16 protein-coding genes and 1 other RNA gene are annotated in these 25,157 nt (G+C 41.5%); 3 read left to right on the forward strand and 14 right to left on the reverse strand.

Annotated elements, in window-relative coordinates; translation table 11 throughout:
- Nucleotides 1–138: 138 nt before the first annotated feature.
- The 9 genes from HUS61_RS19295 to HUS61_RS19335 form a co-directional block, all read right to left on the reverse strand.
- The gene (locus HUS61_RS19295) at nt 139–1,959 is read right to left on the reverse strand and encodes an AAA family ATPase (protein WP_175083470.1); all 1,821 of its coding nucleotides are present in this window, start codon (nt 1,957–1,959) and stop codon (nt 139–141) included.
- Nucleotides 1,956–2,411 (reverse strand): ABC-three component system middle component 2, encoded by a 456-nt coding sequence (locus HUS61_RS19300; RefSeq protein ID WP_175083471.1) that lies wholly within the window; start codon nt 2,409–2,411, stop codon nt 1,956–1,958. The genes HUS61_RS19295 and HUS61_RS19300 overlap by 4 nt, the downstream gene beginning before the upstream one ends.
- Entirely contained in the window at nt 2,399–3,472 is a 1,074-nt protein-coding gene (locus HUS61_RS19305) for an ABC-three component system protein (protein WP_175083472.1), read from the reverse strand. Before HUS61_RS19305 ends, HUS61_RS19300 begins: the two co-directional genes overlap by 13 nt.
- 369 nt (nt 3,473–3,841) lie before the next feature.
- Nucleotides 3,842–8,074, reverse strand: coding sequence for an ATP-binding protein (locus tag HUS61_RS19310; RefSeq protein WP_181447818.1), 4,233 nt, complete (start codon nt 8,072–8,074; stop codon nt 3,842–3,844).
- A 78-nt stretch (nt 8,075–8,152) separates the two neighbouring features.
- The gene (locus HUS61_RS19315; protein ID WP_258536049.1) at nt 8,153–8,572 is read right to left on the reverse strand and encodes a tyrosine-type recombinase/integrase; all 420 of its coding nucleotides are present in this window, start codon (nt 8,570–8,572) and stop codon (nt 8,153–8,155) included.
- Between the two features lie 155 nt (nt 8,573–8,727).
- Complete coding sequence (gcvP, locus tag HUS61_RS19320; RefSeq protein WP_175083473.1) at nt 8,728–11,619, reverse strand: aminomethyl-transferring glycine dehydrogenase; 2,892 nt, start codon at nt 11,617–11,619, stop codon at nt 8,728–8,730.
- A 429-nt stretch (nt 11,620–12,048) separates the two neighbouring features.
- The gene (gcvH, locus tag HUS61_RS19325; protein WP_054551324.1) at nt 12,049–12,438 is read right to left on the reverse strand and encodes a glycine cleavage system protein GcvH; all 390 of its coding nucleotides are present in this window, start codon (nt 12,436–12,438) and stop codon (nt 12,049–12,051) included.
- Between the two features lie 88 nt (nt 12,439–12,526).
- A complete protein-coding gene (gene gcvT / locus HUS61_RS19330; protein WP_054560755.1) occupies nt 12,527–13,609 on the reverse strand; it encodes a glycine cleavage system aminomethyltransferase GcvT in 1,083 nt (360 codons plus the stop codon).
- 180 nt (nt 13,610–13,789) lie between these two features.
- Complete coding sequence (locus HUS61_RS19335) at nt 13,790–14,389, reverse strand: hypothetical protein (RefSeq protein WP_054560756.1); 600 nt, start codon at nt 14,387–14,389, stop codon at nt 13,790–13,792.
- A 124-nt stretch (nt 14,390–14,513) separates the two neighbouring features.
- On the opposite strand from HUS61_RS19335, the gene HUS61_RS19340 reads away from it, so the two are divergent.
- On the forward strand, nt 14,514–15,359 hold the full coding sequence (locus HUS61_RS19340) for a LysR family transcriptional regulator (RefSeq protein ID WP_054551321.1): 846 nt from the start codon (nt 14,514–14,516) through the stop codon (nt 15,357–15,359).
- Nucleotides 15,360–16,253: 894 nt separating this feature from the next.
- Entirely contained in the window at nt 16,254–18,404 is a 2,151-nt protein-coding gene (locus tag HUS61_RS19345) for a TonB-dependent receptor domain-containing protein (protein WP_175083474.1), read from the forward strand.
- A 522-nt stretch (nt 18,405–18,926) separates the two neighbouring features.
- Here HUS61_RS19345 and nagP read toward each other — a convergent pair.
- From nagP to HUS61_RS19370, 5 genes are all read right to left on the reverse strand, one after another.
- Nucleotides 18,927–20,231: an N-acetylglucosamine MFS transporter NagP gene (gene nagP / locus HUS61_RS19350; RefSeq protein ID WP_055198117.1), complete on the reverse strand. Its 1,305-nt coding sequence runs from the start codon at nt 20,229–20,231 to the stop codon at nt 18,927–18,929.
- A gap of 203 nt (nt 20,232–20,434) precedes the next feature.
- Nucleotides 20,435–21,601, reverse strand: coding sequence for an FAD-dependent monooxygenase (locus HUS61_RS19355; RefSeq protein ID WP_175083475.1), 1,167 nt, complete (start codon nt 21,599–21,601; stop codon nt 20,435–20,437).
- The gene (gene ubiH, locus HUS61_RS19360) at nt 21,598–22,779 is read right to left on the reverse strand and encodes a 2-octaprenyl-6-methoxyphenyl hydroxylase (protein WP_175083476.1); all 1,182 of its coding nucleotides are present in this window, start codon (nt 22,777–22,779) and stop codon (nt 21,598–21,600) included. Before ubiH ends, HUS61_RS19355 begins: the two co-directional genes overlap by 4 nt.
- A gap of 8 nt (nt 22,780–22,787) precedes the next feature.
- On the reverse strand, nt 22,788–24,113 hold the full coding sequence (pepP, locus tag HUS61_RS19365) for a Xaa-Pro aminopeptidase (RefSeq protein ID WP_175083477.1): 1,326 nt from the start codon (nt 24,111–24,113) through the stop codon (nt 22,788–22,790).
- Nucleotides 24,114–24,133: 20 nt separating this feature from the next.
- Nucleotides 24,134–24,697 (reverse strand): UPF0149 family protein, encoded by a 564-nt coding sequence (locus HUS61_RS19370; RefSeq protein WP_054551315.1) that lies wholly within the window; start codon nt 24,695–24,697, stop codon nt 24,134–24,136.
- A 194-nt stretch (nt 24,698–24,891) separates the two neighbouring features.
- Between HUS61_RS19370 and ssrS the strand changes: the two genes are divergently transcribed.
- Nucleotides 24,892–25,075, forward strand: a non-coding RNA gene (gene ssrS / locus HUS61_RS19375) — 6S RNA.
- Nucleotides 25,076–25,157: the final 82 nt, after the last annotated feature.

Below are 25,157 nucleotides of genomic sequence, written 5' to 3' on the forward strand. Positions count from 1 at the left end.
TGAACACCACGTTAAAAAATTGGTACATTGTTGCTGTTATGGATGATAAGCAGTTAGTCGGAGCCTGTAAGAACCTACCTAGCGTTGGATCATAAATCCGACTGTTCATATTGATACAGCGGATTTACGATCCTTAACTTATACTACTGGAAAGAATCCATATCGACCAATTTCCTTGTTCTTAGAAAAGTGGTAGTAAGTCATTTTTGGTTTCAAATCTTCATCTGGCTCTTGGTTCTCAAACACGATTATTTGCTTATCTTTAAACGAATCACAAAGATCAATGTAGAAAGCAAAAATCATATCTTTATGTAGTTGAACCTCATCATCATTCACATCATTGTCACCCGCTCGATAAGTGGTCAAAGGAGAATCCAGAATTACAAAATTTGGATGGCGTTCAAAATTAGACAAATATTCCATTAAGCCTAGTGAAAAAGCTGCATACGAAATTGCTCGGTATCCTTTACCAAAATGGGACCTTGGCTTACCACCAATTACTAAATCCCTAGTTTTCATATCAAAAGAAACGTCTTCATGTCCGGGAAATGACCAACGCTGTAAGATTGCACTAATGTTCTTACACAAGGCTGTTAACTCGGCACTAAAATCAGGAAATACGTATTTTGCAGTTCTGTCCTCAAGCTGGACACGCAATTCACCTATTTCTTTCAATAAGCTTTCACGAGAATCCACTATGGCTCTTTGTTTTAAAAATTCATTCTTTTTACTATTTAATAGCCGAATAGCTACGTTATAGTCCTTAAACTTCGAAGATATATTCCCTTCGATGATTTCCGATAGCTCTTTAACTGCTGCTTCTTTTTGAACTATCTCTTTTGCAAGAATTTGATACTCTTGCTTTAGATCCTCAATTGAATCAGTTAACCCTTTGACTTGAAATTTATTTTTATTAATTTCCGCCTCAGTGCTTTGCACTAATTGCTTTAGCTCTTTTACATCTTTTTCTTGTTCAAACTCTTGTCCACAAGTAGGGCAATTCGCCATCTCGTATAGCTCAACAAAAGAAGCGGCTTCTGCTCCTGCCTCTAACCTTTCCAAGTCTGAGTTATATTTCTCAATTAAAAGGCTAAATCTCCCCTGAAGTAGAAGGTTTTCTTTTTCTGATTCACGTAATTTACTTAGCTCACCCCTGAATTTATTTCTTTTAGAATCAAGTTCATTATTGGCTTCAACCAGAGCGGTTAGTTCGTCTTGAGCCTTAGATAAAGATCCCTCTAACTCATTCAGTTCTGAGTCTAACTTTTCTGTTGTGGACTTTACTTCTTCATGGTTAGAAAATTTCTTGGCAACATATTCCTCCAAAGCTTTGACACGCGATTCTACAGCTCCTTCTGTATCTTGTTGTTGTTTCAACTCTTTAACCACTGAATCATCTGCACCAGTGAGTAAAGTTTTAAGTAGTGATGTTTCTTGAGTATACTCTCGCTGGCCTTCACCCAGAGGTGAAGATTCGGTAATTATCCGTCCTTCATCGACCAAAAATAATTTACTCAGTACGCGCAATGTCAAAGAAGAGGTTTTTAAACTCTGTACACCGTTTACTAATACTTTGTCGTTTAAGCCCAATTTTCCGAGTATATGTGCCGATAGATTATTTTTTCCTTTGTGGCTTGGGTTTAAAACGATTGTTTCTGATTCTGTACCATCAGGCTCAAGTTCAATTAGAGTAACTTTAGGTTTGGTAGCTGATATCTCCCTTCGAAGAATAAAGCTTTCATTTTCGTCAACTTGAATTTCTGTTTCAACGGTATTGTAGCCTTTAGCTTCGTCAATATTTTTAGGAGGTTCTTCACCACCAAAAATATACTGAAAACACTTTATGACATATGACTTACCAGTATCAGATGCACCAGCAACAACATTGAGTCCTTTATCGAAGCAAAGTTCAGCCTTCGGTTTGCCTTTTCCTATTACGGATATTCTTTTAATAATCATGCCGAACTAGATACTCCTTTTCTTAACTCCATTATTGGTATCTGGATAATCCGATTGTAATGCTCAGACAACCAACTTAATCGTTCCCAAATTTTGATGAAATAGCTCGAATTTAAGCAGCTAACAAAGCTATTTGTATTTTCATTCGCACAAAAAGATTTTCCACTTTCATCATAGTGAACATCAATTAGCCCTTTTTTAATAAAAAACAAAAGCGACTTAGGTAGCAGCTCTCTCCGTTGTGCAATTTCTGCCAAATGATTTGGGACAGCAGGATGAAGGTTTGATGGCCCATTAAATTCGCTTGAATACAATAGCGCGTAATCTAATAAGACCAATTCATCTATGTCGAATTTCTCACCTTCCATACTCGACAGTATTAGTGCGGCTCTAGTTGCCAATTCAACATCGCTATTAAATATCTGAGGGACTTTAAGTTTTACTTGTTCCATTTTAAAGATCCTTTATTCACTAATTGATGGCAAGCGCCTTTCTTATCACGAATACTCATGTATAGATTTAATGGATGCGATGAAAATGAAACTTGTGTTACGTGACTCGATATAGCCAAATATTTATCCCAGCCATTGTTGTGAACCATCAGAACAAGGCTAGAAATTGCTTCATAACAATCTTCAAGCAAATTTTCGTATGTATCAGGAGGCATTGAGTCTCTGGAAAATTTTTCTAAGCTTTCTGCTGAATAGAAGTTTTTACGCGCACTTTTTAGTTCCGTCAAAAACTCAGGAAAGGCTTCTAAATCATCAACAGAATTCACCTGAGATTCTATAGACTCTATTGCCTTTAATAACTCTGCAATATATTTCAATTCATTACTTTGAATATCATTTGGAGGTGTTGCAGGGGCTGGTCGATCAAACTCTGATGCTCCAAATCTCCTTATGTAATAAGGAGTATGATTTTTATGTAATTCGATAAGCTTCAACTGTGGAATTTGATCAAATATTGTAAAATCAACATCATGTTCAACAAATTTAAGAAAATCACCTTCTAGCCTTACACTATTTTTCTTGGTGATTTTGTCTTTACACTTTTTATCCCAACCAGAAATAAGTTCTGCTTTCAGCTTATTAGAATCTTTAAGAGCATTAAGGCTAGCACCATTTAAGCCACTCTTAGCAACAAAGTAATATTTTGCAGGCATAGAAAAATGCCCTTGATGAGAGTGGTAGCAAAGCTTACCAATTTCTAAAAGAACATCTGTCAAATTCAATGGTGAGCTGTAATATTTACACTGAAAATTTTCCCAACTTCCATCTGGAGTGTAAGCAATAACATCACGCCCCATATCACCAGCTCCCCCAACCCGATTGACTCGCAAATATTGTGTTTTCCAATAAGTTGCTAGTTCACAAGTAAATTCTTCCCAATCGTCTTCGTCCATATGCTGTAATCGCTTTAATGGCGATATGACTTCGCCAGCTAAAGCTGATACTGCCGACAAGGGAGCATTGGCACTTTTTGGGGATGGGATCTCGTTTTCTAGTTCCATCTATATATAAGTCATCCAAATTTAAAATTATTATTCTGTTTATTATCTTCCTATATTTCACTTAAAAAATATACCGTTAAAACAAGCATTAAATTTGCGTTGATGTTATCTAACAGCAGGGGTCGATTACTCGCAAGCGCGTTCAAGTTTGCGGTTGGTTACGTGGGTATAAACCATCCTAGTCGAGATGTCGGCATGACCTAAATATTCTTAGATTTGGCAAATCTCGGCACTGCCCTCAAGCATGTGAGTGGTTGCACAATCACGAATTTCGAATAGAAACAACCTATCTTTGGATCATAGTGTCGTGCCTACATATAAATTAGTACGAACTACGATCCCAATCAAATCTCTTATTTACTTAGTAAGCTAAGTTAGTTTGGTATTTACAACACCCTCTAGTCCACCTAGCCCCAGCTTATAAGCTCCACTAATTTCAAGGCGACCCAAATATTCTTTTGAACTAGAACCTCCGATGATGTTCTTTTCACCTAAAATGGTCCAAATAACTTTAAGCTTGTTTGATTTTAAGTAATCTAAAAATAGCCTTTTGTTTACTAACAAATAAGCCTTATCTCTATTAGCAATAGACGGGCTAAAACAGCACAGTTCATTGTTACCATTCACAAACTCAGATACTTTCTCTGTAGGTTTTAAGCCCATGCCATCATGGATAAAGGTGGATGGTTTGAGAATATTTAGTGAGCCTTCTATAGAGCCATCGTTACCTTTTTCCCACGAGTAGTTCGTCGTGGTCAAAGTCACTTCAATTTTGGTGTTGCTATGGTCTTTAAGATTTATTTCATGCTGTTCCAAGCCACCGTAATAGTAATTATTAAAATATTGGTGAGCTTTAGACCAGTAGTATTCACGGTCAAAAACTTGGTATCTATCAGCAGCTTCGGGCATCCATCTACCCATAAAGTCTTGTTTAATTGCCCAATCATATAAACTTTGACATTCGTCTTCTGAAACAATGTAGCTTCTAATGTGATACCACATTCTTTTGTGGGGGTGATCCCACTGTTTTTTTCCTAGTGCTTTGGGTTCTGCCCACTCTGGATAACCCTCAAGTACAAGCCATTCTTCGTTATCTCTATCGACTACCGAAATTAATGCTTCAGGCTTTGGCAGATCGTTTTGCTCATGAATCCACTCTTTATCGCTTGTAGCCCAGTTTTCGTGCTGTTCAGTTAGCCACCATTTAGCATCTGTCGTCTCTTCATCTTCCCACTCGGAATATCTAAGAAGCATTGAAGGGTCTATATCCCGAACATTTGGTTGCCAAGTACCTTGATAAGGTTCGGTTTCATGGTTTTGCCACCCTTGGTCAGATTTCATGACACAGTTATCAGAAACTCGCGCTAATACTTCATGTAGAGCTATCCATTGATACTTTTTACCTATGCGTTCGCTGCTTGAAGTTCGGCCTCTACCTGAACCTATTCTGCTATCAAACTCACCGTGTAATTCAACGTCATACCCATATTTATCAAATATCCACTCGACAGCTATGTTACTCAGCTCATCAGGGTTTATATCCCACGAGCTTAGAGCTGACTGGAAGGTATATCGACCAAAGTCACCATAGCGACAGACCCCCCGCCCGTATTCAGTAGTCATAGAGCTTAAAATATTACTTTGGGAATATAGGTATCTTTTGGATTTATCAAACTCGACTTCATACTTTTTATCGAGTTCTTCATTAGTCGGAAATCTAGTTGGAAAGTCACTTTTATACGGTGGACGGCATTTATCAATATCAAAATCTAAGTCTCCGCACGAATAGTGTGCGTATTCGATAACGCCACGCGCATAGTCCCGAAGTAATATATGCGGGTAAACCTCACTTTCTTTATCAAAGATTGTACTATTAACGTAATTTGCTAATGGTTTTACAGAAACTTTATCCGTACATAACAAAGCACTGCCGTAGGCTGTAGCAAACAACCGTTCATAAACGTATGGGTCGTTTACTCCTTCAAACTCTGATAAAACTTCAATTAATATATCGATATTGTCCTTTAATAAACAAACTAGAGCTTTCGTGGCTTCGTCTCTTAATTTTCGGTCAGTAGTTGTAAACAACCAAGCGAGAGCGATAGCAGTGAGTTTAATAGATTCTGGCGATATATGAGATTTATCACAGTCGTTCCAAGCCCAATCAATAAGCCTTTTTATTGCGCTATTTCCGTCGTAAACACCTTTAAGATAAATCGTCCACCAACCATCTCTTTCTGCTAAGGTCTTTTGGTAAAGGTTCTTATGTAAAAATTTACTATTAAAAAAGTGTTCAGGGTTGGAGCTAAGCGAAATTATTGTGTCCCAAAACAAATCTTGGGTGTCGTCATAAGCCAACACCTCCTCATTGATATAGTCGATCAAGTTTTCATCAGCGCTTTTAATATTTCGCCATAACAAACTTTGAACAAAGCTTTCTATTACAGGATATTCACCTTTAACGTGTGGGGCAAATTCGTATAGCTCAGTGCCTGTAGATTCTGGTATTTGAATAGATAAAGCTTCGAGTAGTCCTTTATTTTGATAACAGGTGTTGTTATCACTAAACAGTTTGTAATAAACCCCACCTTCTATAAATTCGTCTTTTACATTAGGGTGCTTATCTAACAAGAACTTTGCCATCATATGGTCTTCAAATCGCTCGTAAGCTAGGTAAATTCCTTCTTGGTAACGTTCAGATTCGCTAACCCAAAACAAGTTTTTAGAAAATACACCTTCTGATACCAAGCTATCTAATAAACCTGACTTAATGCCATATGTTTGTGACAGAGTATTTAGCTCGATGAGCGCTTCTTCATAGGTAATTACTTTATCTGGTGTGTTAAACTTTTTTGACATTATGGCGCTAATAGCCTTTTCGACAACGTTAATACTAATGGGGTAGTCAAATTGATTGGGCTTTGACAATCTTTGATTAACACTGTTAATAAAGAAACCAATAATATCTGTTAGCCCTTGGACTTTTGGGATTCTTGAATAGCCAGCTTTACTCAAGCCTTCGCAAAACAATAAAAGAAAAAGCGGGTTTAGAAACTCTGGATGAAGGAGTGGAATTGACGGTTGCTCTATACCGAAATTGTCAAAAAATATTTTCGTGGCTTCGTATTCTACATCAGTAAAACCGTAATGAGTGGTGCAAATAAATTCACCTTTTGATGTAAGCTCTTCGGGTAAAAGTAAACCTGAATATGAAGAGCGAACTGAAACCACTAAACCTAGCCACGGATACTTCTTAATATTCTGCGCAAAGCCGAGTATATTATCAGGCCAAAAGTAACGGCCTTTGCCTTCATTAATAGCGTCAATAAAAAGAATTATGCGCTGTTTACTAGCTTCTGCTTTCGCATTGAGTGCGCCAAAAAACTGCTGAGAAGAACAAGTAATATCAAGTTTTTTCTTAATTTGAGTCCAAGGATCTTCCTCGGTAACAAAATGTTGGCCCAATAAAAATAAACTATGAGAACCCTCTTTGTTTCGTGATGTAATTACATCAGCGAGAAGGTGTGACTTACCAATACCAGCGTCACCTTTTAGAATTAAATATGGATTGTTAGCTAACGCCATTTGGTCACTAAGTATCACCTCAAGAGCGTTATAAGTGGCTTGCTCTGCTTTAGATACATCATTTATTTGGTTGCCAAATTTTTGATATCTACTGTGATGATCAGGGTTATTTTTTCTTAATTTTTCTTCTTCGGAGTAATAAAAATCGTTAATAGCCGCGAGTATTGACTTAATTTCTTGGACTAATAATTGAAATCCTTCCTGTGGTATATGCTCTATACCGTCAAACTCTACCGATAGGAAAAGCTGAGCTAAATCTTCAAGAGCTTGAGCAAGCTTGTTTTTTTCACTTTTTAATAAAGGTTCAGTAGGAACTGACTTTTTTCCAAGTTGAAGTAGTTCATCAATGACAACTTCAACGTCACTTTTAAGTTTCTCACCTCTGGCTAAGCCTGCAAAAGTCTTTGATATATCTAAATTTACATTTAAGTTTTCATAAAAGTTTGGTGTATATCTCTTGCCTAAATCTGCGATTGATTGTTCTGTATTACTAGCAAACCAACTATCAGCAAACTCTTCTTGATTAAACCAAAAGTAAGTTAACCCTTGATTCTCAGGTTTACTAAGTCTATTGATTAAGTCTGAACTCCACCAAGCTTCGAACGTTATGCTTAGCCCTTTGTCAGATGCCCATTTTTCCCATTTTTTAACTCTGTCATTCCACTTATCTAACATCGACTTTTGATCGGGCAATCGAGCATCAGGTGGGTCATTAGGTATAGCAATATAGTAATTTGTAAGGTTTGGGTGTTTGTCTAATACAGTTTTTACAGATTTATCTAGTTGCGCCCATTGGTTGTCATCAAGGCTTGAGGTGAAATATTTTGCTTGCCAAGCCCATTCATCACCGTTTTCAAGTATCCAATAGCATTCAACTCCTGCATCGGGTTTTCCTTTTCGTATGAACTTATTTTTACTGGTAATTTCTTCGTTTCGTGCTAATTGGCAAACGAGTTCTTCGAAACCTTCGTTTTGTGAATTTTCTAGTGGTCTTATGTTATGCCAGTTTATTGCCATTGTTATTCCTTTAAGCGCTGCCTTTTATCTTATTATTTATGAGGACAAATTTTGCAAATTCAATTAGTTTTATACCAATTAAAACAACCCACTACCACCTTCAGCCGAAGGGTGAGTTGCTTCATAAACTTCAGATAACTTTTTACGACTTACGTGAGTATAGAGTTGTGTAGTAAGGATACTGGCATGGCCCAGCATTTCTTGGATATGTCGAAGATCAGCGCCATTGTCTAACATTGTTGTCGCTGTATTGTGTCGGTAAAGGTGGCACGCGCCAGTTCGGTCAAACCCCGCTAATTTGACATACTGTGATGCCATATCAGACAACTTACCCGGTACATAGCGTTTGCCATTATTAGCCAGAAACAAAGCCTTTCCTGAACCAATAAATGCAAACATTGGTCTGATCTTACCAATGTAGAAAGCTAACCACTCACATCCTCTCAAACTGATTGGCACCAAACGCTCTTTTTTACCTTTGCCGTGAACGCGAACCAACTAAATTGAAGTAGAGAATAATATATCTGATAGTCAAAACAAAAAAGGTGAGCAAAATGCTCACCTTTTGAAAGTTGTGTTAACCCACTTAAATAAGTTAACCATCTTAATTAAAACGTTAACCCACTTAATTACATGATCACATTAATCAAACCTTAATCACGGTAAGTCTCAACCGCTGGGCATGAACAAACTAGGTTACGGTCGCCGTATACGTCATCGATACGGGTTACTGTAGGCCAGAATTTGTCTTTTGCTACGCTTGGTACTGGGAATGCTGCGTAGAAACGGTCGTATGCACGATCCCACTCATTGCCTAGTACGTCTGCTTGTGTGTGCGGTGCAAACACTAGCGGGTTGTTTTCAATTGACCATTCGCCAGATGCGATACGGTCGATTTCTGACTTGATTGACACCATTGCTTCGATGAAACGGTCGATCTCAACTTTAGACTCAGACTCAGTTGGCTCAATCATTAGTGTGCCAGCTACTGGGAATGACATAGTTGGTGAATGGAAACCGTAGTCTTGTAGTCGTTTAGCTACGTCCATTTCTGTAACGCCTGTTTGCTCTTTGATTGGGCGTAGGTCAACAATACACTCGTGCGCAACGCGGTTGTTACGGCCACGGTATAAAATTGGGAAGTGCTCGCTTAGCTTCTCTGATAAGTAGTTAGCGTTCACGATAGCCATTTCTGTTGCTTGTTTTAAGCCTTCAGAGCCCATCATGGCAATGTATGCCCACGAGATTGGTAAAATAGCTGCTGAGCCGTAAGGGGCAGCAGAAACCGCACCGTTACCGATGTTTGTGCCAGCAACATTAATTACGCTGTGGTTAGGCATAAATGGCGCTAGGTGAGATTTAACACCGATTGGGCCAACACCTGGACCACCACCACCGTGTGGAATACAGAATGTTTTGTGTAGGTTAAGGTGCGATACGTCAGAACCGATTGAACCTGGGCTTGTAACACCTACTTGCGCGTTCATGTTTGCGCCGTCCATGTACACTTGACCGCCGTGCTGGTGCACGATGTCACAGATTTCACGAATTGTTTCTTCGTAAACACCGTGTGTAGATGGGTAAGTGATCATGATACAAGATAGGTTTTCAGATACCTCTTCGGCTTTCGCTTTAAGGTCTGCCATATCAACGTTACCGTTTTTATCACAGTCAACAACCACGATTTTCATGCTTGCCATTTGTGCAGACGCTGGGTTTGTACCGTGCGCTGAACTTGGGATCAAACATACGTTACGGTGACCTTCACCGCGTGACTCGTGGTATTTACGAATCGCGATTAAGCCTGCGTATTCACCTTGTGCACCTGAGTTAGGTTGTAGTGAAACAGCATCGTAACCTGTGATGTTTACTAACCAATCATGTAGCTCAGTCATCATGATTTGGTAACCCGCTGCCTGATCAAGTGGGCAGAATGGGTGTAAATTTGCAAACTCAGGCCAAGTGATTGGGATCATCTCAGCTGTCGCATTAAGTTTCATTGTACATGAACCTAATGAGATCATTGAGTGGTTAAGCGCTAAGTCTTTGTTCTCTAGGCGCTTGATGTAACGCAACATTTCAGTCTCGCTGTGGTACGAGTTGAAGTTAGGGTGCGTTAAAATTTCGTCATCGCGTACTAGGCTTGCAGGAATTGAGTTGCTGCCGTTTACTTCGATTTCGTTTGCTAGTGCATCAACGCTTAGGCCGTGATCTTCACCTAAAATGATGTCGAATAGCTCAGCTACGTCTGCACGGGTTGTTGTTTCTGATACAGAAATTGAGTATTCACCTGCGCGGTTAGACGCAAAGTTAACACCGTGCTCTACTGCACGTGCAATGATTTCGTCTTTGTTATCTGCAACAACAGTCAATGTATCGAACCACGTGTCGTGCTTAAGGTTTACACCTTTCGCTTTTAAGCCTGCCGCTAAGATATCTGCAAAACGGTGGATACGCTCAGCGATAGTTTTAAGGCCCTGTGGACCGTGGTAAACCGCGTAGAACGCTGCCATGTTCGCTAGTAGTACTTGCGCTGTACAGATGTTTGAGTTGGCTTTTTCACGACGAATGTGTTGTTCACGTGTTTGCATAGCCATACGTAGTGCGTCGTTACCTAAACGGTCTTTTGAAACACCGATAATACGACCTGGTAGTGAACGCTTGTACTTGTCACGTGTTGCGAAGAATGCAGCGTGTGGACCACCGTAACCCATAGGTACACCAAAACGCTGTGCTGAACCAAGTACTACGTCTGCACCTAGTTTACCTGGTGCTTTAAGCATTAATAAGCTCATGATGTCTGCAGCAACACAGGCAATCGCTTTTTTGTCTTGTACTTGTGCGATTAGGTCAGTTACGTCAGTGATTTCACCGGTTGTTGATGGGTATTGGAATAATGCACCAAAAATCTCATGATTAGCCGCTTCGCTTGCAGGACCAACAACTACTTCAAAACCAAACTGGTCTGCACGTGTAGCAACAACGTCGATAGTTTGCGTGTGTACGTCATCAGCAATGAAGAAGATGTTAGCTTTTTTAGCTTTAGCAACACGCTTTGCAAGGCCCATTGCTTCTGCAGCAGCCGTTGACTCGTCAAGTAATGACGCGCTTGCTAAATCAAGACCAGTTAGGTCTAGGGTCATAGTCTGGAAGTTTAATAATGATTCTAAACGACCTTGTGCAATCTCTGGTTGGTATGGTGTATACGCAGTGTACCAGCCTGGGTTCTCAAGTACGTTACGTAAAATTACGTGTGGTACGTGAGTTGGGTGGTAGCCTTGACCGATGTATGATTTGAACACTTTGTTTTTGCTTGCTACTGATTTTAAGTAGCTTAGTGTTTCAACTTCAGTGCGGCTTTCGCCAATTGATAAACCTTGCTCTAAGCGAATGCTTGCAGGTACCGTTTGACCGATCAGCTCTTCAACACTCGATACTCCAAGAGCGCTCAGCATGTCGCTTACTTGCGCTGGGCTTGGCCCAATGTGACGGCGAATAAAATCTTGCTTTTGCTCTAATTGTTCAAGAGATTTGGCGTTTGACATTTGTCCAGATTCCTATGATCCAAAAAAAAGTGGTTACTGCCAATGGGTAACTGGCAATAACTTAAAAACAGGTTGATTCAGTAACTTACAGCGTATGGAAAAGTAAGCTATAAAATCATAAAAGCCCCAACTGGATACCCAAACCGCTTGATAATACTTTATTCAGGGCGATGTGAGCATTTTCAATTCAAGGCATATTGATGCAGGAATGGCATTCCCTTTTAAATCAATATAACGATGAAGTGATATTGCTCACACGCCCCGGAACGGTGGGTTTTAAATTGCTTTATTCTGCGTTAACTGATTTCGATTTAGCCCACTAGATCTTCAATCAGTCGCCTTGCCAAAAGCAATTTAAATTCCCACTGAATTTTGTATATTCAAGTGGTTTGGGTATCTCTGGGGCTTTTAGTCGGCGTGACTAATTAATTAGTCTTCGTCGATTGTGTTAGCGTAGCCTTCAGCGTCTAACAGGTTATCAAGCTCTGATGTGTCAGATGCTTTGATACGGAATAACCAACCGTCAGTGTACGGGTCGTTATTTACTGTTTCAGGCGAATCTTCAAGCTCTTCGTTGATTGCAACGATTTCACCGCCGATTGGTGCGTAGATGTCTGATGCTGCTTTTACAGACTCAGCTACTGCGCAGTCTTCACCCGCGTCAACTTCATCACCAACTTCTGGTAATTCAACGAATACCATGTCGCCAAGAAGTTCTTGTGCGTGCTCAGTGATACCTACAGTAAACGTACCGTCACCTTCGTCGCGAACCCACTCGTGTGAAGTAGCATATTTTAATTCGCTTGGGATATTGCTCATCTTTTTGTTCCTTTGGTTCTGTTACCAATCATGCTAACAACTCAACATGATTGGCATTATTAGGTGATAACACCAAATTTTTTATAGTTTAGATAACTGATTTGCCGTTACGTACAAAGCAAGGTTTAACAACCTTAACGTTAACCAGTTTTTTACGCATCTCTACTTGGGCTGTTTCGCCAGTTGAACGCGGAACGCGTGCTAGCGCAACACTGTGACCAAGAGTTGGTGAGAATGTACCAGAGGTAATCACCCCTTCACCACCTTCAACGATGACTTTTAAACCGCTACGCAATACGCCTTTTTCTTCAAGCACTAAACCAACTAGTTTGTCTGTGCTCTTGTCAGCGCGTTGCTGTTCTAATACTTCACGACCGATAAACTTACGATCTTCTGGCTCCCATGCAATTGTCCACGCCATGTTTGCAGCAAGTGGAGAAACACTTTCGTCCATATCTAGGCCGTAAAGGTTCATACCCGCTTCAAGACGTAACGTATCACGAGCACCTAGACCTGCTGGCGCTACGCCTGCATCTAGAAGTTGTTGCCATAAATCAGCAGCTTGATCGTTAGGTACTACGATTTCATAACCATCTTCGCCAGTATAGCCTGTTGTCGCAATAAATAAATCACCTGCTTGCACACCAAAGAAAGGCTTCATACCTTCAACAGCAGCTTGTTGCTCTGCGTTAAGTACTGTTGCTGTTTTAGCACGTGCATTAGGGCCTTGAACGGCAATCATTGCAAACTCAGGACGCTCAGTAACCGTTACGGCGAAATCAGCCGAAACTTTAGCTAAATGCGCTAAATCTTTTTCACGTGTTGCTGAGTTAACTACTAAACGGTAGTTCGTTTCTGAGAAGAAGTAGATGATTAGGTCGTCGATTACGCCGCCTTCTTCGTTAAGCATACCTGTGTAAAGTGCTTTACCTGGTACAGTTAACTTAGCAACGTCGTTTGCAACTAGCTTACGTAAGAACGCTTGTGCTTGCTCGCCTTGAATATCGACAATAGTCATGTGAGATACGTCAAACATACCTGCATCTGTGCGAACCGCATTATGCTCTTCGATTTGTGAGCCGTAGTTGATTGGCATTTCCCAGCCGTGGAAATCAACCATTTTTGCGCCAGCTTCAAGGTGCTTAGCATGTAAAACTGTTTTAGAAGTCATAATATTCCTTCACTTTTAAATTAACCCACAAGTTGTGGGGCGTGGCCTCAATTTAATGAGGGGGAATAACATGGGCGGCGATTATACATTAGTTGCACAGTTGTCACACCCAAATTGCGATTTTGTAACTAAAAAACAGCTAAACACCCAAGTGCGTAGCTGTTTTAAAAATTTTATGTTTTAAGCAACGTTGGCTAAGGCTAAATCAAAGCCGAGCTGCTGTAAGTGCGTTTGCCATTTATCAAGCTCAGCTTGGCGCGCCACCAGCTGAAATTGCTGTGTTGCTTGGTTATCTATGGCGGTAATAAATACCTCACCGCTTTGTGCACCATAGCAGCTGCGCATGTCTGATAAACGCAGCCCCGGCGTTAGCTTAAAGCTGTCGACCAAGGCATCAAACGCTTGCTCACCACTTAGGGTTAGCGCGCTTAAATCGTCACGCATTACGTAATCAATGTCGTAACGTAGTTGTTGCTCATTAATAAGCGACTGTAATTGCACGCTGGCATCTTTACCTAATACAAAACGAAATGCAGTTTCGTTAAAGTAATACAGGGCATAAGCGTAGCTGCTTGTTAGGTCATCGTCTAATGAACTACGTAAGCCTAAACCGCTGGCGGTTAGCTTATTAATATCAAGACCTAAAATAGCCGTTAAAAATGGGATTGCTTCAGTGCCACTAAAATCCATAATGGCAGTATCGCTATTAGCTTGTAGCACGTTGTCTGCTGGGGTCTCAGCTTGGCTGTGGCGAGCAAACATTATTGGCGTAAAAGTCATATGTGACACCTATCAATCGTTAATGCTTGAAGTATATTGCGCCGTGCTGGCAACAACAAATTGTAATTATTTATCAATTGATAAATAATGCTTATATACATAGCCCTATAAATAGAATTTTTTAATGAAAAACATTTCTACCGATAGTTTACGTACTTTAGTCACTGTTGTTGAAGTTGGCGGATTTGCCAAAGCAGGTGAATTATTGGGGCTATCGCAACCAGCTGTGAGCTTACAAATAAAGCGCCTTGAAGACATGCTGGGCCATAAGCTGTTTAAAAAGCAAGGCCAGCGCCAAGTGCTTAATCAATACGGCGAATTGCTTATGCCATTAGCTAAGCAAATGCTGCAACAAAACGATGCCATTTTGCAGCAGTTCACCAGCGAAAACGTGACAGGTAAAGTGCGCTTGGGGATCCCCAGTGAATTTGCCGCACGTATTCTACCTTCGATCATAGGTGACTTCGTGGCCCTCTACCCTGATGTATCGCTCGAAGTGCGCTCTCGTTTAAGTAAACATTTATTGTCGGTCTCGCGCCAAGATCAATTCGATTTAGTATTGGCATTAAACGAAGAGCTCGAATCAGCCAAGTTCCCTATTTTTATGCAAGACCAACTAGTATGGGTGGGTGATTTAAACCTTGCACAGAACGATGTGGTAACGCTTGTAACCGCCCCTGAGGGATGTATATATCGTCGCCGCGCAATCGAGGCACTACAAAGTGCGGGTATTAAATACCGCATTGCTTACAGTAATGCCGACTTAACCGGCCTAACTGCGGCGTTAAAAGAAGGCTTAGGCATTACAGTGCTTGCAAAAAGCACCGTACCGAATGAGCTTAATTACCAAATACAAACCAAAGACCTCCCCGAGCTTGGTCAAATCGGTATTAGTTTAATTAAACGTACCGACGACCCCGGCACCGCCGTAGACAAACTCGCCGAATTCATCGCCCTACGTTTGACGTAGGTTTGAGTTGCGAGTTGCGAGTTAGCAAGTTAGCAAGTTAGCGAGTTAGCGAGTTAGCGAGTTAGCGAGTTAGCGAGTTAGCGAGTTAGCAAGATTGTAGCCGCGATTTTATATCGCGTAGTAAATGAAATATGTAGTCGTTCTGTTTACATGACACGTTTTAAATAGATCATCGCGCGAAATAAATTTCACGCCTACGGTGCTAGGTGCTAGTTTTAGATTCGTAAAGAGGGCTCCCTACCCAATCGACTTTTTTCGGCGTTAAAACGCCTCCTACAACTCGCATCTCGTTCCTCTTATCTCGCAAACTTTCCCCTTTACTCTTGCTAACTCGCTAACTTTCAATCTGATAGCTGACGGCTGATGGCTCCAAACGTTGGGTTTCGCTCCGCTCTTCCCAACCTACGAGTTAATGAATCAAGCACTGTAAGTCGTCATTTATGGCGACACATAATAGTTAAAATTGACGGGCTAAAGCCCGACCTACATCTTGCTTCTGTGGTTTAGATAAGCATCGCGCGAAATAAATTTCACGCCTACAGGTATGCATTTCACTGAGACTGCGTGCAGGCTGATCTGACTTATAGCTTAAAGCTTCTTTCCCCTTTACTCTTTCTAACTTGCTAACTTTCAATCTGATAGCTGATGGCTCCAAACGTTGGGTTTCGCTTCGCTCTACCCAACCTACGAGCTGATGGCTCCGACCTGTTAAGTTTTACTTAATACCACTCAAAACCCCTGGCTAGTATTACAATACTACTATATTCATTATATTTGATTTATTTCAAAAACTTACAGTTCAGACTTGTTTTATTACAAATAGGATTGATTCGCATTATTTTACATGTTTTAATTGCGCCGGTTAAAAAAATCTAAACATATACAGGACACACAATGACACCTAAGTTTATTGTTTCTACGCTTTCGACTGCGGTCGCTTTATCTTTAAGCGCTAATGCTTTTGCAAAAGATGTAACTAAAGAAGAGAAAAACTTCGAGCAAATCACTGTAATTGGCTCTGCATCTGCAATTAACGATATTCCTGGCTCTGCTACTTTTATTGATGAGCAAGAACTAGAAAAGTTTGAATATACTGATATCTCACGTGTTTTAAGTGCTGTACCGGGTGTATATGTACAAGAAGAAGACGGCTACGGCCTTCGCCCTAACATAGGTATGCGTGGTACGGGTACAGGTCGTAACGACAAAATCTCAGTAATGGAAGATGGTGTACTTGTAGCACCAGCACCTTACTCAGCGCCTTCTGCTTACTACTTCCCTACTATGGGTCGTATGGAGTCTATCGAAGTACTTAAAGGTGCAGCTTCTGTAAAGTATGGCCCGCGTACAACAGGCGGTGTTTTAAACTTAGTTTCTCGTAGCTTACCAACTGAAGGTTCTAAAGGTTTACTTAACGCTGAACTTGGTAGCGATGGTTTCTACAAAGGTCATGCTTACTTCGGTAAAAAGAAAAACAATGCTGCAGGCCTTGTAGAAGTTTTCACTTACGGTGCAGATGGCTTTAAAGATTTACCTGTAGGTAGCGACAACACAGGCTTTGAAAAGAATGATTTCTTATTAAAGTTTGGCTTTGACTTTGGTGATAACGAAGCACACAGCCTAGAAATGAAGTTAAAGTACTCAGACGAGCGCTCTGACGAAACGTACATGGGTTTAACTGACGCTGATTACAAAGAAAACCCTTACCGTCGTTATGCTGCATCGCAAAACGATGAAATGAACACACAACACAATGCATACCAAATCAACTATGCATACCGCTTTGGTAAAGGTTACGAGTTACTTGCTACAGCTTACCTGAACGATTTCCACCGTAACTGGTACAAAGCAAGCAAAGTAAGCAGCAGCTACCTTGAGCAATACAGCGAATTTGAAGCAAACCCAACGAGCGAAGGTATTGAAGGTGTTGGCGTAAAAGCGAATAACCGTGATTACCAAGCGAAAGGCTTACAAACTGAATTCCATATCCCAGCGGGCAACCACTACATCACTGTGGGTGCACGTTACCATGAAGATGAAATGGATCGTTTCCAATGGGAAGACAAGTACACGCTTAACCAAGACCTATCAATGACGCTTACAGAAAAAGGCGTTCCAGGTTCAAACAGCAACCGTTTAGATAGCGCAGAAGCGACTTCCCTTTTCATTCAAGATGAGTGGTCACTTGATGCATTAGTCATTAGCGCAGGTCTTCGCTACGAAGAAATCACAATCAAACGTGTTGAATGGGCTAAGTCTGATCCTAACCGTGAAAATGGCTTAACAAAAGATATCAGCAACGACACTGAGATCTTAGTACCATCACTAGGTGCTACTTACACTGTAAGCGATAACCTAACGCTTCTTGCTGGTATTCAAAAAGGTTACGCACCAGCAGCCCCAGGTAATGCGGATCAAGAAGAAGAAGAGAGTGTTAACATTGAGCTAGGTGGTCGTTACGATTACGCGGGCATTCAAGGTGAAGTAATTTACTTTAACTCTGACTACACAAACATGCACGGTAACTGTACTGCGGCTGTAGGTTGTAGCGATGACAACATTGGCGACCAATACAACTACGGTGAAGTATCTGTGTCTGGCTTTGAGCTAAGTGCAGGTAAAGTATTTGCTACTAATGCAGCTTCGTTCCCAGTTCGCTTAACTTACACTTACACTGATTCTGAGTTCGACAACGCGTTTGAATCGGATCTTTGGGGTAGCGTAGAAAAAGGCGATGCAATGCCATACGTACCTGAAAATCAATTAGCTCTTTCTGTAGGTGCTGAGTTCTCAAGCTTCGTACTCGATACGCAAATGCGTTATGTATCTGATGCTCACGCAGATTTAACAGACTCAGGTCGCAATGCAATCGACAGCCGAGTTGTGTGGGATTTAGCAGCTAAATACCTAATCGACGACAAACAAAAAGTATACCTAACAGTAGACAACCTGTTTGACAAAACCTACGTTGCAAACCGTGCAAACGGCGGTATTCAACCAGGTAAACCACGTACCCTACAACTAGGTTACAGCTACTCGTTCTAATAAAACGACTTAGCGAAATATCAAAAGCCGTGTGATGAAAGTCACACGGCTTTTTTGTGGGTGTGAGTTAGCGAGTTAGCAAGTTAGCAAGTTAGCAAGTTAGCAAGTTAGCAAGTTAGCAAGTTAGCAAGTTAGCAAGTTAGCAAGATTGTAGCAGCGATTTTATATCGCGTAGGAATGGTTTTAACCATGAATAATTTGATTTGAAAACGCGGGGTAAACCCGCTGCTACGAATTCGGCGTTAAAACGCCTCCTACAACTCGCATCTCGCAAACTTTCCCCTTTACTCTTTCTAACTCGCTAACTTTTTCAATCTGATAGCTGACGGCTGAAAGCTGATGGCTCCAAGCGTTGGGTTTCGCTCCGCTCTACCCAACCTACAAGCTTCTTTACCCTTGTAACTCGCTAACTTTGAATCTGATAGCTGACGGCTGAAAGCTGTTAGCTTTAGTTTAAGATCAAAAAAGCCGCGGTGATGGGCGTACCGCGGCTTTGCCTAACTTGAAAATTAGTTTGCTGGGTTATTTCCAGCTTCTCATCTTATGGCCTTTTAAGGCGTAGAATAAAATGAATACATAACTTGGGATCATCACAATGTAAGCGCCTTGTGCGCCTAGGCCTGCTACGTTTCCTAAACCGATTAATAATGGGCCAAGTGCACCACCAGCAATACCCATGATCAATAAGCCTGATGCAGTGCCTGTTAACCGACCTAAGCCAGCTAAAGCCAGTGGCCAAATTGCAGGCCAAACCATGGCATTAGCAAAACCTAATAACGCAATGCATAACAATGGGTCTGGTAATTGTGGGCCACCAAATGGCACTAATAATAGGTTTGAAATAATGAACGAGTCATTACTGCCAAGCACCACTAACAACACGGTAATAATACCGGCAATACCCGACATTAATAACGCTGTTTGTTGGCTCATAAAGCGTGGAATAGTCAAAATACCTATCGCGTAACCAATCAACATACACGCCATGGTGTAAGAGGTCATAACTGAGTAATCAGCAACGCCAATTTGTAAAGCGTACGAGCCAATGGTATCTGCTGCAATAACTTCAACAGCAACATATAGCGCAATCCCCACTACACCTAAAACTAAGTGAGGGTGTGCTAGGGTTTCTTTAATTTCACCTTTGCCGTTTGATGTTTCATCTTCATCAAATACTAAATCAGGTAATGGTGCGAATTTCGCAAATGCTGCAAATAACATAATTAAAGCGGCAATCAACACATAAGGCATGATAAGGCTATTTGCCATAATGTCTTTTTGCTCTTGTGATAATTTACCTGCACCATCAACAACACCGCTTACTACTACAGCTGCAAAAATCACAGGCACGATAACACCCGCAAATTTGTTTAATAAGCCCATGATACACACCCGCACAGCGGCTGATTTTTCAGAGCCCATTTTCACCACGTATGGGTTAACAGCGGTTTGTAGCACGGTTTGTCCAACACCTATCATTAACTGTGCGAACAAAAAGATTTCGATCATTTGCAGTTTCGCAGCAGGAATATACATCAGCGCCGATAAAGCCATAATCGCACAGCCAATTGCCATACCATTCTTATAACCAACGCGCTTGATCAGCATAGCCGATGGGATACCGGCAACTGTTACCGCAATATAAAAAGAAGAGATGATAAACGAAGCTTGTAACGGCGAAAGCTCAAGCATTTGCTGCAAAAATGGTGTAATTGCACCATTAAGCCACGTTATACACCCTAAGATAAAAAACATTGAGCCGGCCAATACCATTGGCAGCCAGATGCTTTGTTTTGTGTTGTTGTCACACTCAACCGTTGCTTCCATAATTGTTCTCTTAGTTTAATTATTTTTATTTGGTTGGAGATTATCGCTTAACAAAGCTGTTTAATTTCCATACCAATCACAAAAATTTAATCATACACTAACAAAAATGACAGCGCTATCATTTTGCGTTCATGTAAGTGCAAAAAAGCCGCAGCTAATTGCTTAGCTGCGGCTTAAACTAAATAGTAACAACTAGTTAGGTGTTATTTACCGATTGCTTCTTTTGCGAAAAAATGTTTAATTGGACCAAGGTTGTCTACAAGGCTTAAACCAACACCACGTACAAGCTTTTTCAGTGGGTTAGCGCCCGCAAATAGCTCTTTTAAGCCTTGCATCATGGCAATATGTTTTTGCGCATCAAGCTTGCGAGTACGTTCATAATCACGCAGCGTGCGTGCACTTGCAAACTCGCCTTGCTCATTACTTAATAGCTCAATTAAATAAGCGGCGTCTTTTAGACCAAGGTTCATACCTAAACCAGCTAATGGATGAATGGTGTGCGCTGCATCGCCCATTAATACTACTTTGCCCGACACCCACTGCTGGGCATAACGCATCTTAAGTGGAAACGCCATGCGCTCACTTTGCACTTCACATAAACCACATTGGCCATCAAGGGCTGCCATAACCGCTTTATTAAAGTTGTTATCATCAAGCGCTAAAAGTGTGTCGCAATGCTCTGGGCTTGTTGACCAAACAATTGAGTGCGTATGTTTATCTGGCAAGGGTAAAAACGCCAGCGGCCCGGTTGGCAAAAACACTTGGCGTGCTGTGTTGTTATGCTCATCAGCGGTTTTAACCGTGGCAACAATGGCGTGATGGTCATAATCTTTAAAAGTAATTGGCATGTTGAACTGCTTGCGAATAGCCGAGTTAGCACCATCAGCCGCTACTAATAATTTAGCAGTCACAGGCTCGCCGCTTTCAAGAGTAATAAACACATCAGAGTCGGTTTGATGAATTTGCTGATAGCGGGTTTCGAACAATAAAGTGGCATTACTTTGCTTTTCAAGTTCGCTAATTAAAGCGTAGCGAATAATATCGTTTTCGACGATATGACCGAGCTGCGGTAAGTCGAGATCGTTATGATCAAAATGAATTTTGCCAAAGCTGTCTTGATCACGTACATCCATCGACGTATAGGGTGTAGCACGTTGTTTAATGATCTCTGGCCATACATTTAAAGACTCGAATAACCCCTGACTAGCCAGACTCAATGCGCTCACGCGAAGTGCATAATCATCACCCGGTAAGGTTTGATTTTTACTCGCATCAATCACCACAACGCTGATATCTGCTTTTGCTAAACCAAGTGCTAGCGTAAGGCCAACACAGCCACCACCGACAATACAAACTTGTGCTTGTTTCATATCCGTTTACCTTGCTTAACCTGACCCATAAGCTGTTTTGCCAGCGGGGTTTTTAACGAGGAGAATAAATCCATTGAGAAAAGGCCTATGCTGCGACCCAGCGCGAGCAATCGTGATGAGTTAGAGAACAAACGCACTAGGCTGTCTGTGAGTGTCATCACGGTCGTAATATCTTTACTGCGAGTTTGGCTGTAATAACGGGTAAAGGCGTAATCACCAAGGTCGTCTCTATTTGCCATATCACACAGTAGTTGCACATCACGCAGGCCTAAATTAAAGCCCTGCCCTGCAATTGGGTGAATAGCATGCCCTGCATTACCAATTAATACCGTACGGTGGCTGCTCAGTGATTCTGCTTTACCATATACAAGCGGATAACTTGCGCGCATACCCACTTTGCTAAATGAGCCGCCGCAGTAACCAAATGCCTTTTGCAACGCAGCTAAAAAGGCATCGTCTTCAAGCGCCATATGGTGCTCAATTTGCTCAGGCTCCATACACCACACCAGTGAGTATCGGTTATTACTCATTGGCAACAGTGCCATTGGGCCGTGCTCAGTAAAACGCTCAAAGGCATGATTATGATGACCACCAGCCACTTCGATGTTAGCAATAATCGCCGCTTGATGATAAGCGCGAGTATTAAACTCAATATTAGCCAGTTTACGGCTTTGCGAATGAGCGCCATCGGCAATCACCACAAGCTTCGCGCTTAACTGCTCGCCCGAGCTTAGCGTGATATTGGCAAAGTCGCTTTGGTATTCAAGCTTGGCAACCGTATCAGGGCAAAACAAACTAACATCAGTACGCGTAAGTTGCTGATGAAGGCTGCGCCCAAATGGGTTCACTTCGACCACATAACCAAGGGCATCATGACCATATTCTTGGCAATCAATATGTGTTTTACCAAAATGGCCACGGTCAGATACAGTTACTTTTTTAATCGCTGCTGCAAATGGCGCTTGGCAATCAAACGCATTGATTGATTTTAAGTACTGAACAGACTGCTGAGCCAGCGCAATGCTTCTATCATCAAAGCTTGGGTGATAGTCTGCGCTTACTTCATTTGCTTCAATTACAGCGATTGATAACTGCTTATTGCTCTGTTTTAGGCCTAGGGCACAACTTGCACCCGCCATTCCACCGCCGATAATGACAACATCAAACTGCTTTGCCACGCTTGCTCCTAGCCTTTGTTTGCTTGCATCACTGCTTCAATGTCACTAACGGTTTTAGGAACCGAAATGGTCAGGTTTTCATGGCCATCTTGAGTGACAAGTAAGTTATCTTCGATACGAATACCGATGCCTTTATATTGCTCTGGTGCTTTTGCATCTTCGCTAATATATAAACCCGGTTCGATTGTGAGCACCATGCCCGGCTCAAATACGCGCTCTTTTTCATCAAGCTTATATTCGCCAACATCGTGTACGTCTAACCCTAGCCAGTGACCAAGGCCATGCATGTAAAATGCTTTGCATGCTTGGTTTGCCATTAGTTCATCAAGCTCACCAGTTAAAATGCCTAAATCAATAAGCCCTTGCGTTAATACCGTTGAGGCCAGTTCATTCGCTTTCGATAAACTACCGCCCGGCTTTACTTGGCTGAATGCTGCTTCTTGAGCTGCTAATACAATGTTGTAAAGCGCCGCTTGTGGTTCGCTAAACTTGCCATTGATTGGGAAAGTACGTGTGATATCTGCCGCGTAACCTTCAAGTTCACAGCCAGAATCAATTAACACTAAATCGCCATCTTTTAGCTCAGCGTCATTTTGTGTGTAGTGTAAAATGTTGGCGTTGTCGCCACTGCCGACAATCGTGCCATAAGCAGGATGACGGGCACCATTCATTGCATAATGGTGGTGAAGTTCTGCCTCTAATTGGTATTCAGTTGCGCCAGGTTTGGCAAACTGCATAGCGCGAATATGGCCTTGCGCACTAATTTCGCAAGCTGTGCGCATAATGTTTAATTCTGCGTCAGATTTAAACAAACGCATTTCATGCACTAAACCACGAATATCTTTAATAGTATGTGGGGCTTTATAGCCCTTTTTAGGTGCGCCGCGAAGTGTGTTTAATAAGTCCCAAACCTTTGCATCGAAATTTGCGTAAGTGCCTTGAGCATAAAATAAAATCTGCTGGCCGTTCACCAAATCTAATAATTGTTCATCTAGTTCACTAAGTGGGCAAGTTGCGTCGAATAAGTACTCAGATTTAGCTTTTTCGAAGCCAATTCTACGGCCATGCCAAATTTCAGCTAGTTTGTCTTTGTTACGGCAAATAAGCGTACTTGGTGTATCGCTTGACGGGCAAAGCACTAAAACTGCACCTGGTTCGTTAAACCCTGTTAGATAGAAAAAATCACTGTCTTGACGAAATGCATATTCAGTATCACGGCTACGTGTTACTTCTCCTGCCGCAGGAATAATAGCCACGCTATTTTTATCCATCATCGCAAGCAAGCGCTCGCGGCGGGCTTTAAATTCAGCTTTATCGATTGCAATGGACGACATGCTAAACCTCTGTAATTTGATTAGTGAAGGGTCTTCTTAGGGTTTTTATCGGCTGGTTCTTTACCTAGCTCAGCAAAACATAAAAGCGCAGAAACACGCACATACTCAATCACTTCGTGCAGTGCTTGGCTGTCTTCTTCGGTCTCTTCAAACATGGTGTCTAGGCGGGTAATTTCACTAAAATCGCTGATCACTTCTTTCACATCAGCAGATAACTTGCCGTAATCTTTTTGTTTTAAACCAAAACCAAGCATAAAACCCGATACCCAAGATACTAAGCCATTGGCTAAATCGATCAGTGTTTCGTCGTCGCTTGGTAAGAATAGGTCAAACTGAAATTCTTCATCGCTAAAGCTGGCAACGACCTGAGAATACACGTCAGCAAAAAATGCTTTTAAATCTTTATTAAAGGCTAAGCCATCATTGAATACATCGCTTAGTAAACCTAAGTATTCGTCGGCTTCGATATTGATGCCACAGGCTAATAAACCACTGATCACACCATGGGCTTCAGCTGGTGCGACAAAAATTTCATTCTTTTCTAATAACAATTGGGCTTGTTGGTAATCAGGTAACGTGCTCATAACTTTTTCTTTGTTCGGCTAAGTAACGCCATGCTACCACTCGATAAATCGCAACTCCAATTAATTGTATGATTGAGGTCAAAAAGCAATCTGAAAAGTAAATAAGCAGTTAAAGGTGGGGAAAAACTACCCGAACGATCCGCTTTTTTTACTTCTATGGTTTAAGGATTGAAACTTGTCTTATATACTGAAGGTGTTCCCTAGGGTGCAGGAGCTTGGTTAAGTCCCTGAGCCGATAAATTTTATGTTAGGGTTTCTGTTCGTCTACTATTGTGCAAGCTCGGCATGTACCGAGAAGCCTACGGTAAACCGCAGATCCCCGCCCTGAAACCTCAAGGTTTCAGGACTGACACCGGGCACCGCATACTTGGGGAACACCATCAAGCTATCAGCTATCAGCTATCAGCTATCAGCTATCAGCTATCAGCTATCAGCTATCAGCTATCAGCTATCAGCTATC

Origin of the sequence: Pseudoalteromonas sp. 0802 (genome assembly GCF_013350085.1) — a bacterium.
In the GTDB taxonomy this organism is placed as follows: Bacteria; Pseudomonadota; Gammaproteobacteria; order Enterobacterales; family Alteromonadaceae; genus Pseudoalteromonas.

Coding starts and splice junctions, on each gene's coding strand:
- nagP (WP_055198117.1), bottom strand. CDS start 20,231: ATGGAAGCAACGGTTGAGTGTGACAACAACACAAAACAAAGCATCTGG.
- HUS61_RS19305 (WP_175083472.1), bottom strand. CDS start 3,472: ATGGAACTAGAAAACGAGATCCCATCCCCAAAAAGTGCCAATGCTCCC.
- HUS61_RS19310 (WP_181447818.1), bottom strand. CDS start 8,074: ATGGCAATAAACTGGCATAACATAAGACCACTAGAAAATTCACAAAAC.
- pepP (WP_175083477.1), bottom strand. CDS start 24,113: ATGTCGTCCATTGCAATCGATAAAGCTGAATTTAAAGCCCGCCGCGAG.
- HUS61_RS19335 (WP_054560756.1), bottom strand. CDS start 14,389: ATGACTTTTACGCCAATAATGTTTGCTCGCCACAGCCAAGCTGAGACC.
- HUS61_RS19300 (WP_175083471.1), bottom strand. CDS start 2,411: ATGGAACAAGTAAAACTTAAAGTCCCTCAGATATTTAATAGCGATGTT.
- HUS61_RS19295 (WP_175083470.1), bottom strand. CDS start 1,959: ATGATTATTAAAAGAATATCCGTAATAGGAAAAGGCAAACCGAAGGCT.
- gcvH (WP_054551324.1), bottom strand. CDS start 12,438: ATGAGCAATATCCCAAGCGAATTAAAATATGCTACTTCACACGAGTGG.
- HUS61_RS19340 (WP_054551321.1), top strand. CDS start 14,514: ATGAAAAACATTTCTACCGATAGTTTACGTACTTTAGTCACTGTTGTT.
- HUS61_RS19345 (WP_175083474.1), top strand. CDS start 16,254: ATGACACCTAAGTTTATTGTTTCTACGCTTTCGACTGCGGTCGCTTTA.
- HUS61_RS19355 (WP_175083475.1), bottom strand. CDS start 21,601: ATGAAACAAGCACAAGTTTGTATTGTCGGTGGTGGCTGTGTTGGCCTT.
- gcvT (WP_054560755.1), bottom strand. CDS start 13,609: ATGACTTCTAAAACAGTTTTACATGCTAAGCACCTTGAAGCTGGCGCA.
- gcvP (WP_175083473.1), bottom strand. CDS start 11,619: ATGTCAAACGCCAAATCTCTTGAACAATTAGAGCAAAAGCAAGATTTT.
- HUS61_RS19370 (WP_054551315.1), bottom strand. CDS start 24,697: ATGAGCACGTTACCTGATTACCAACAAGCCCAATTGTTATTAGAAAAG.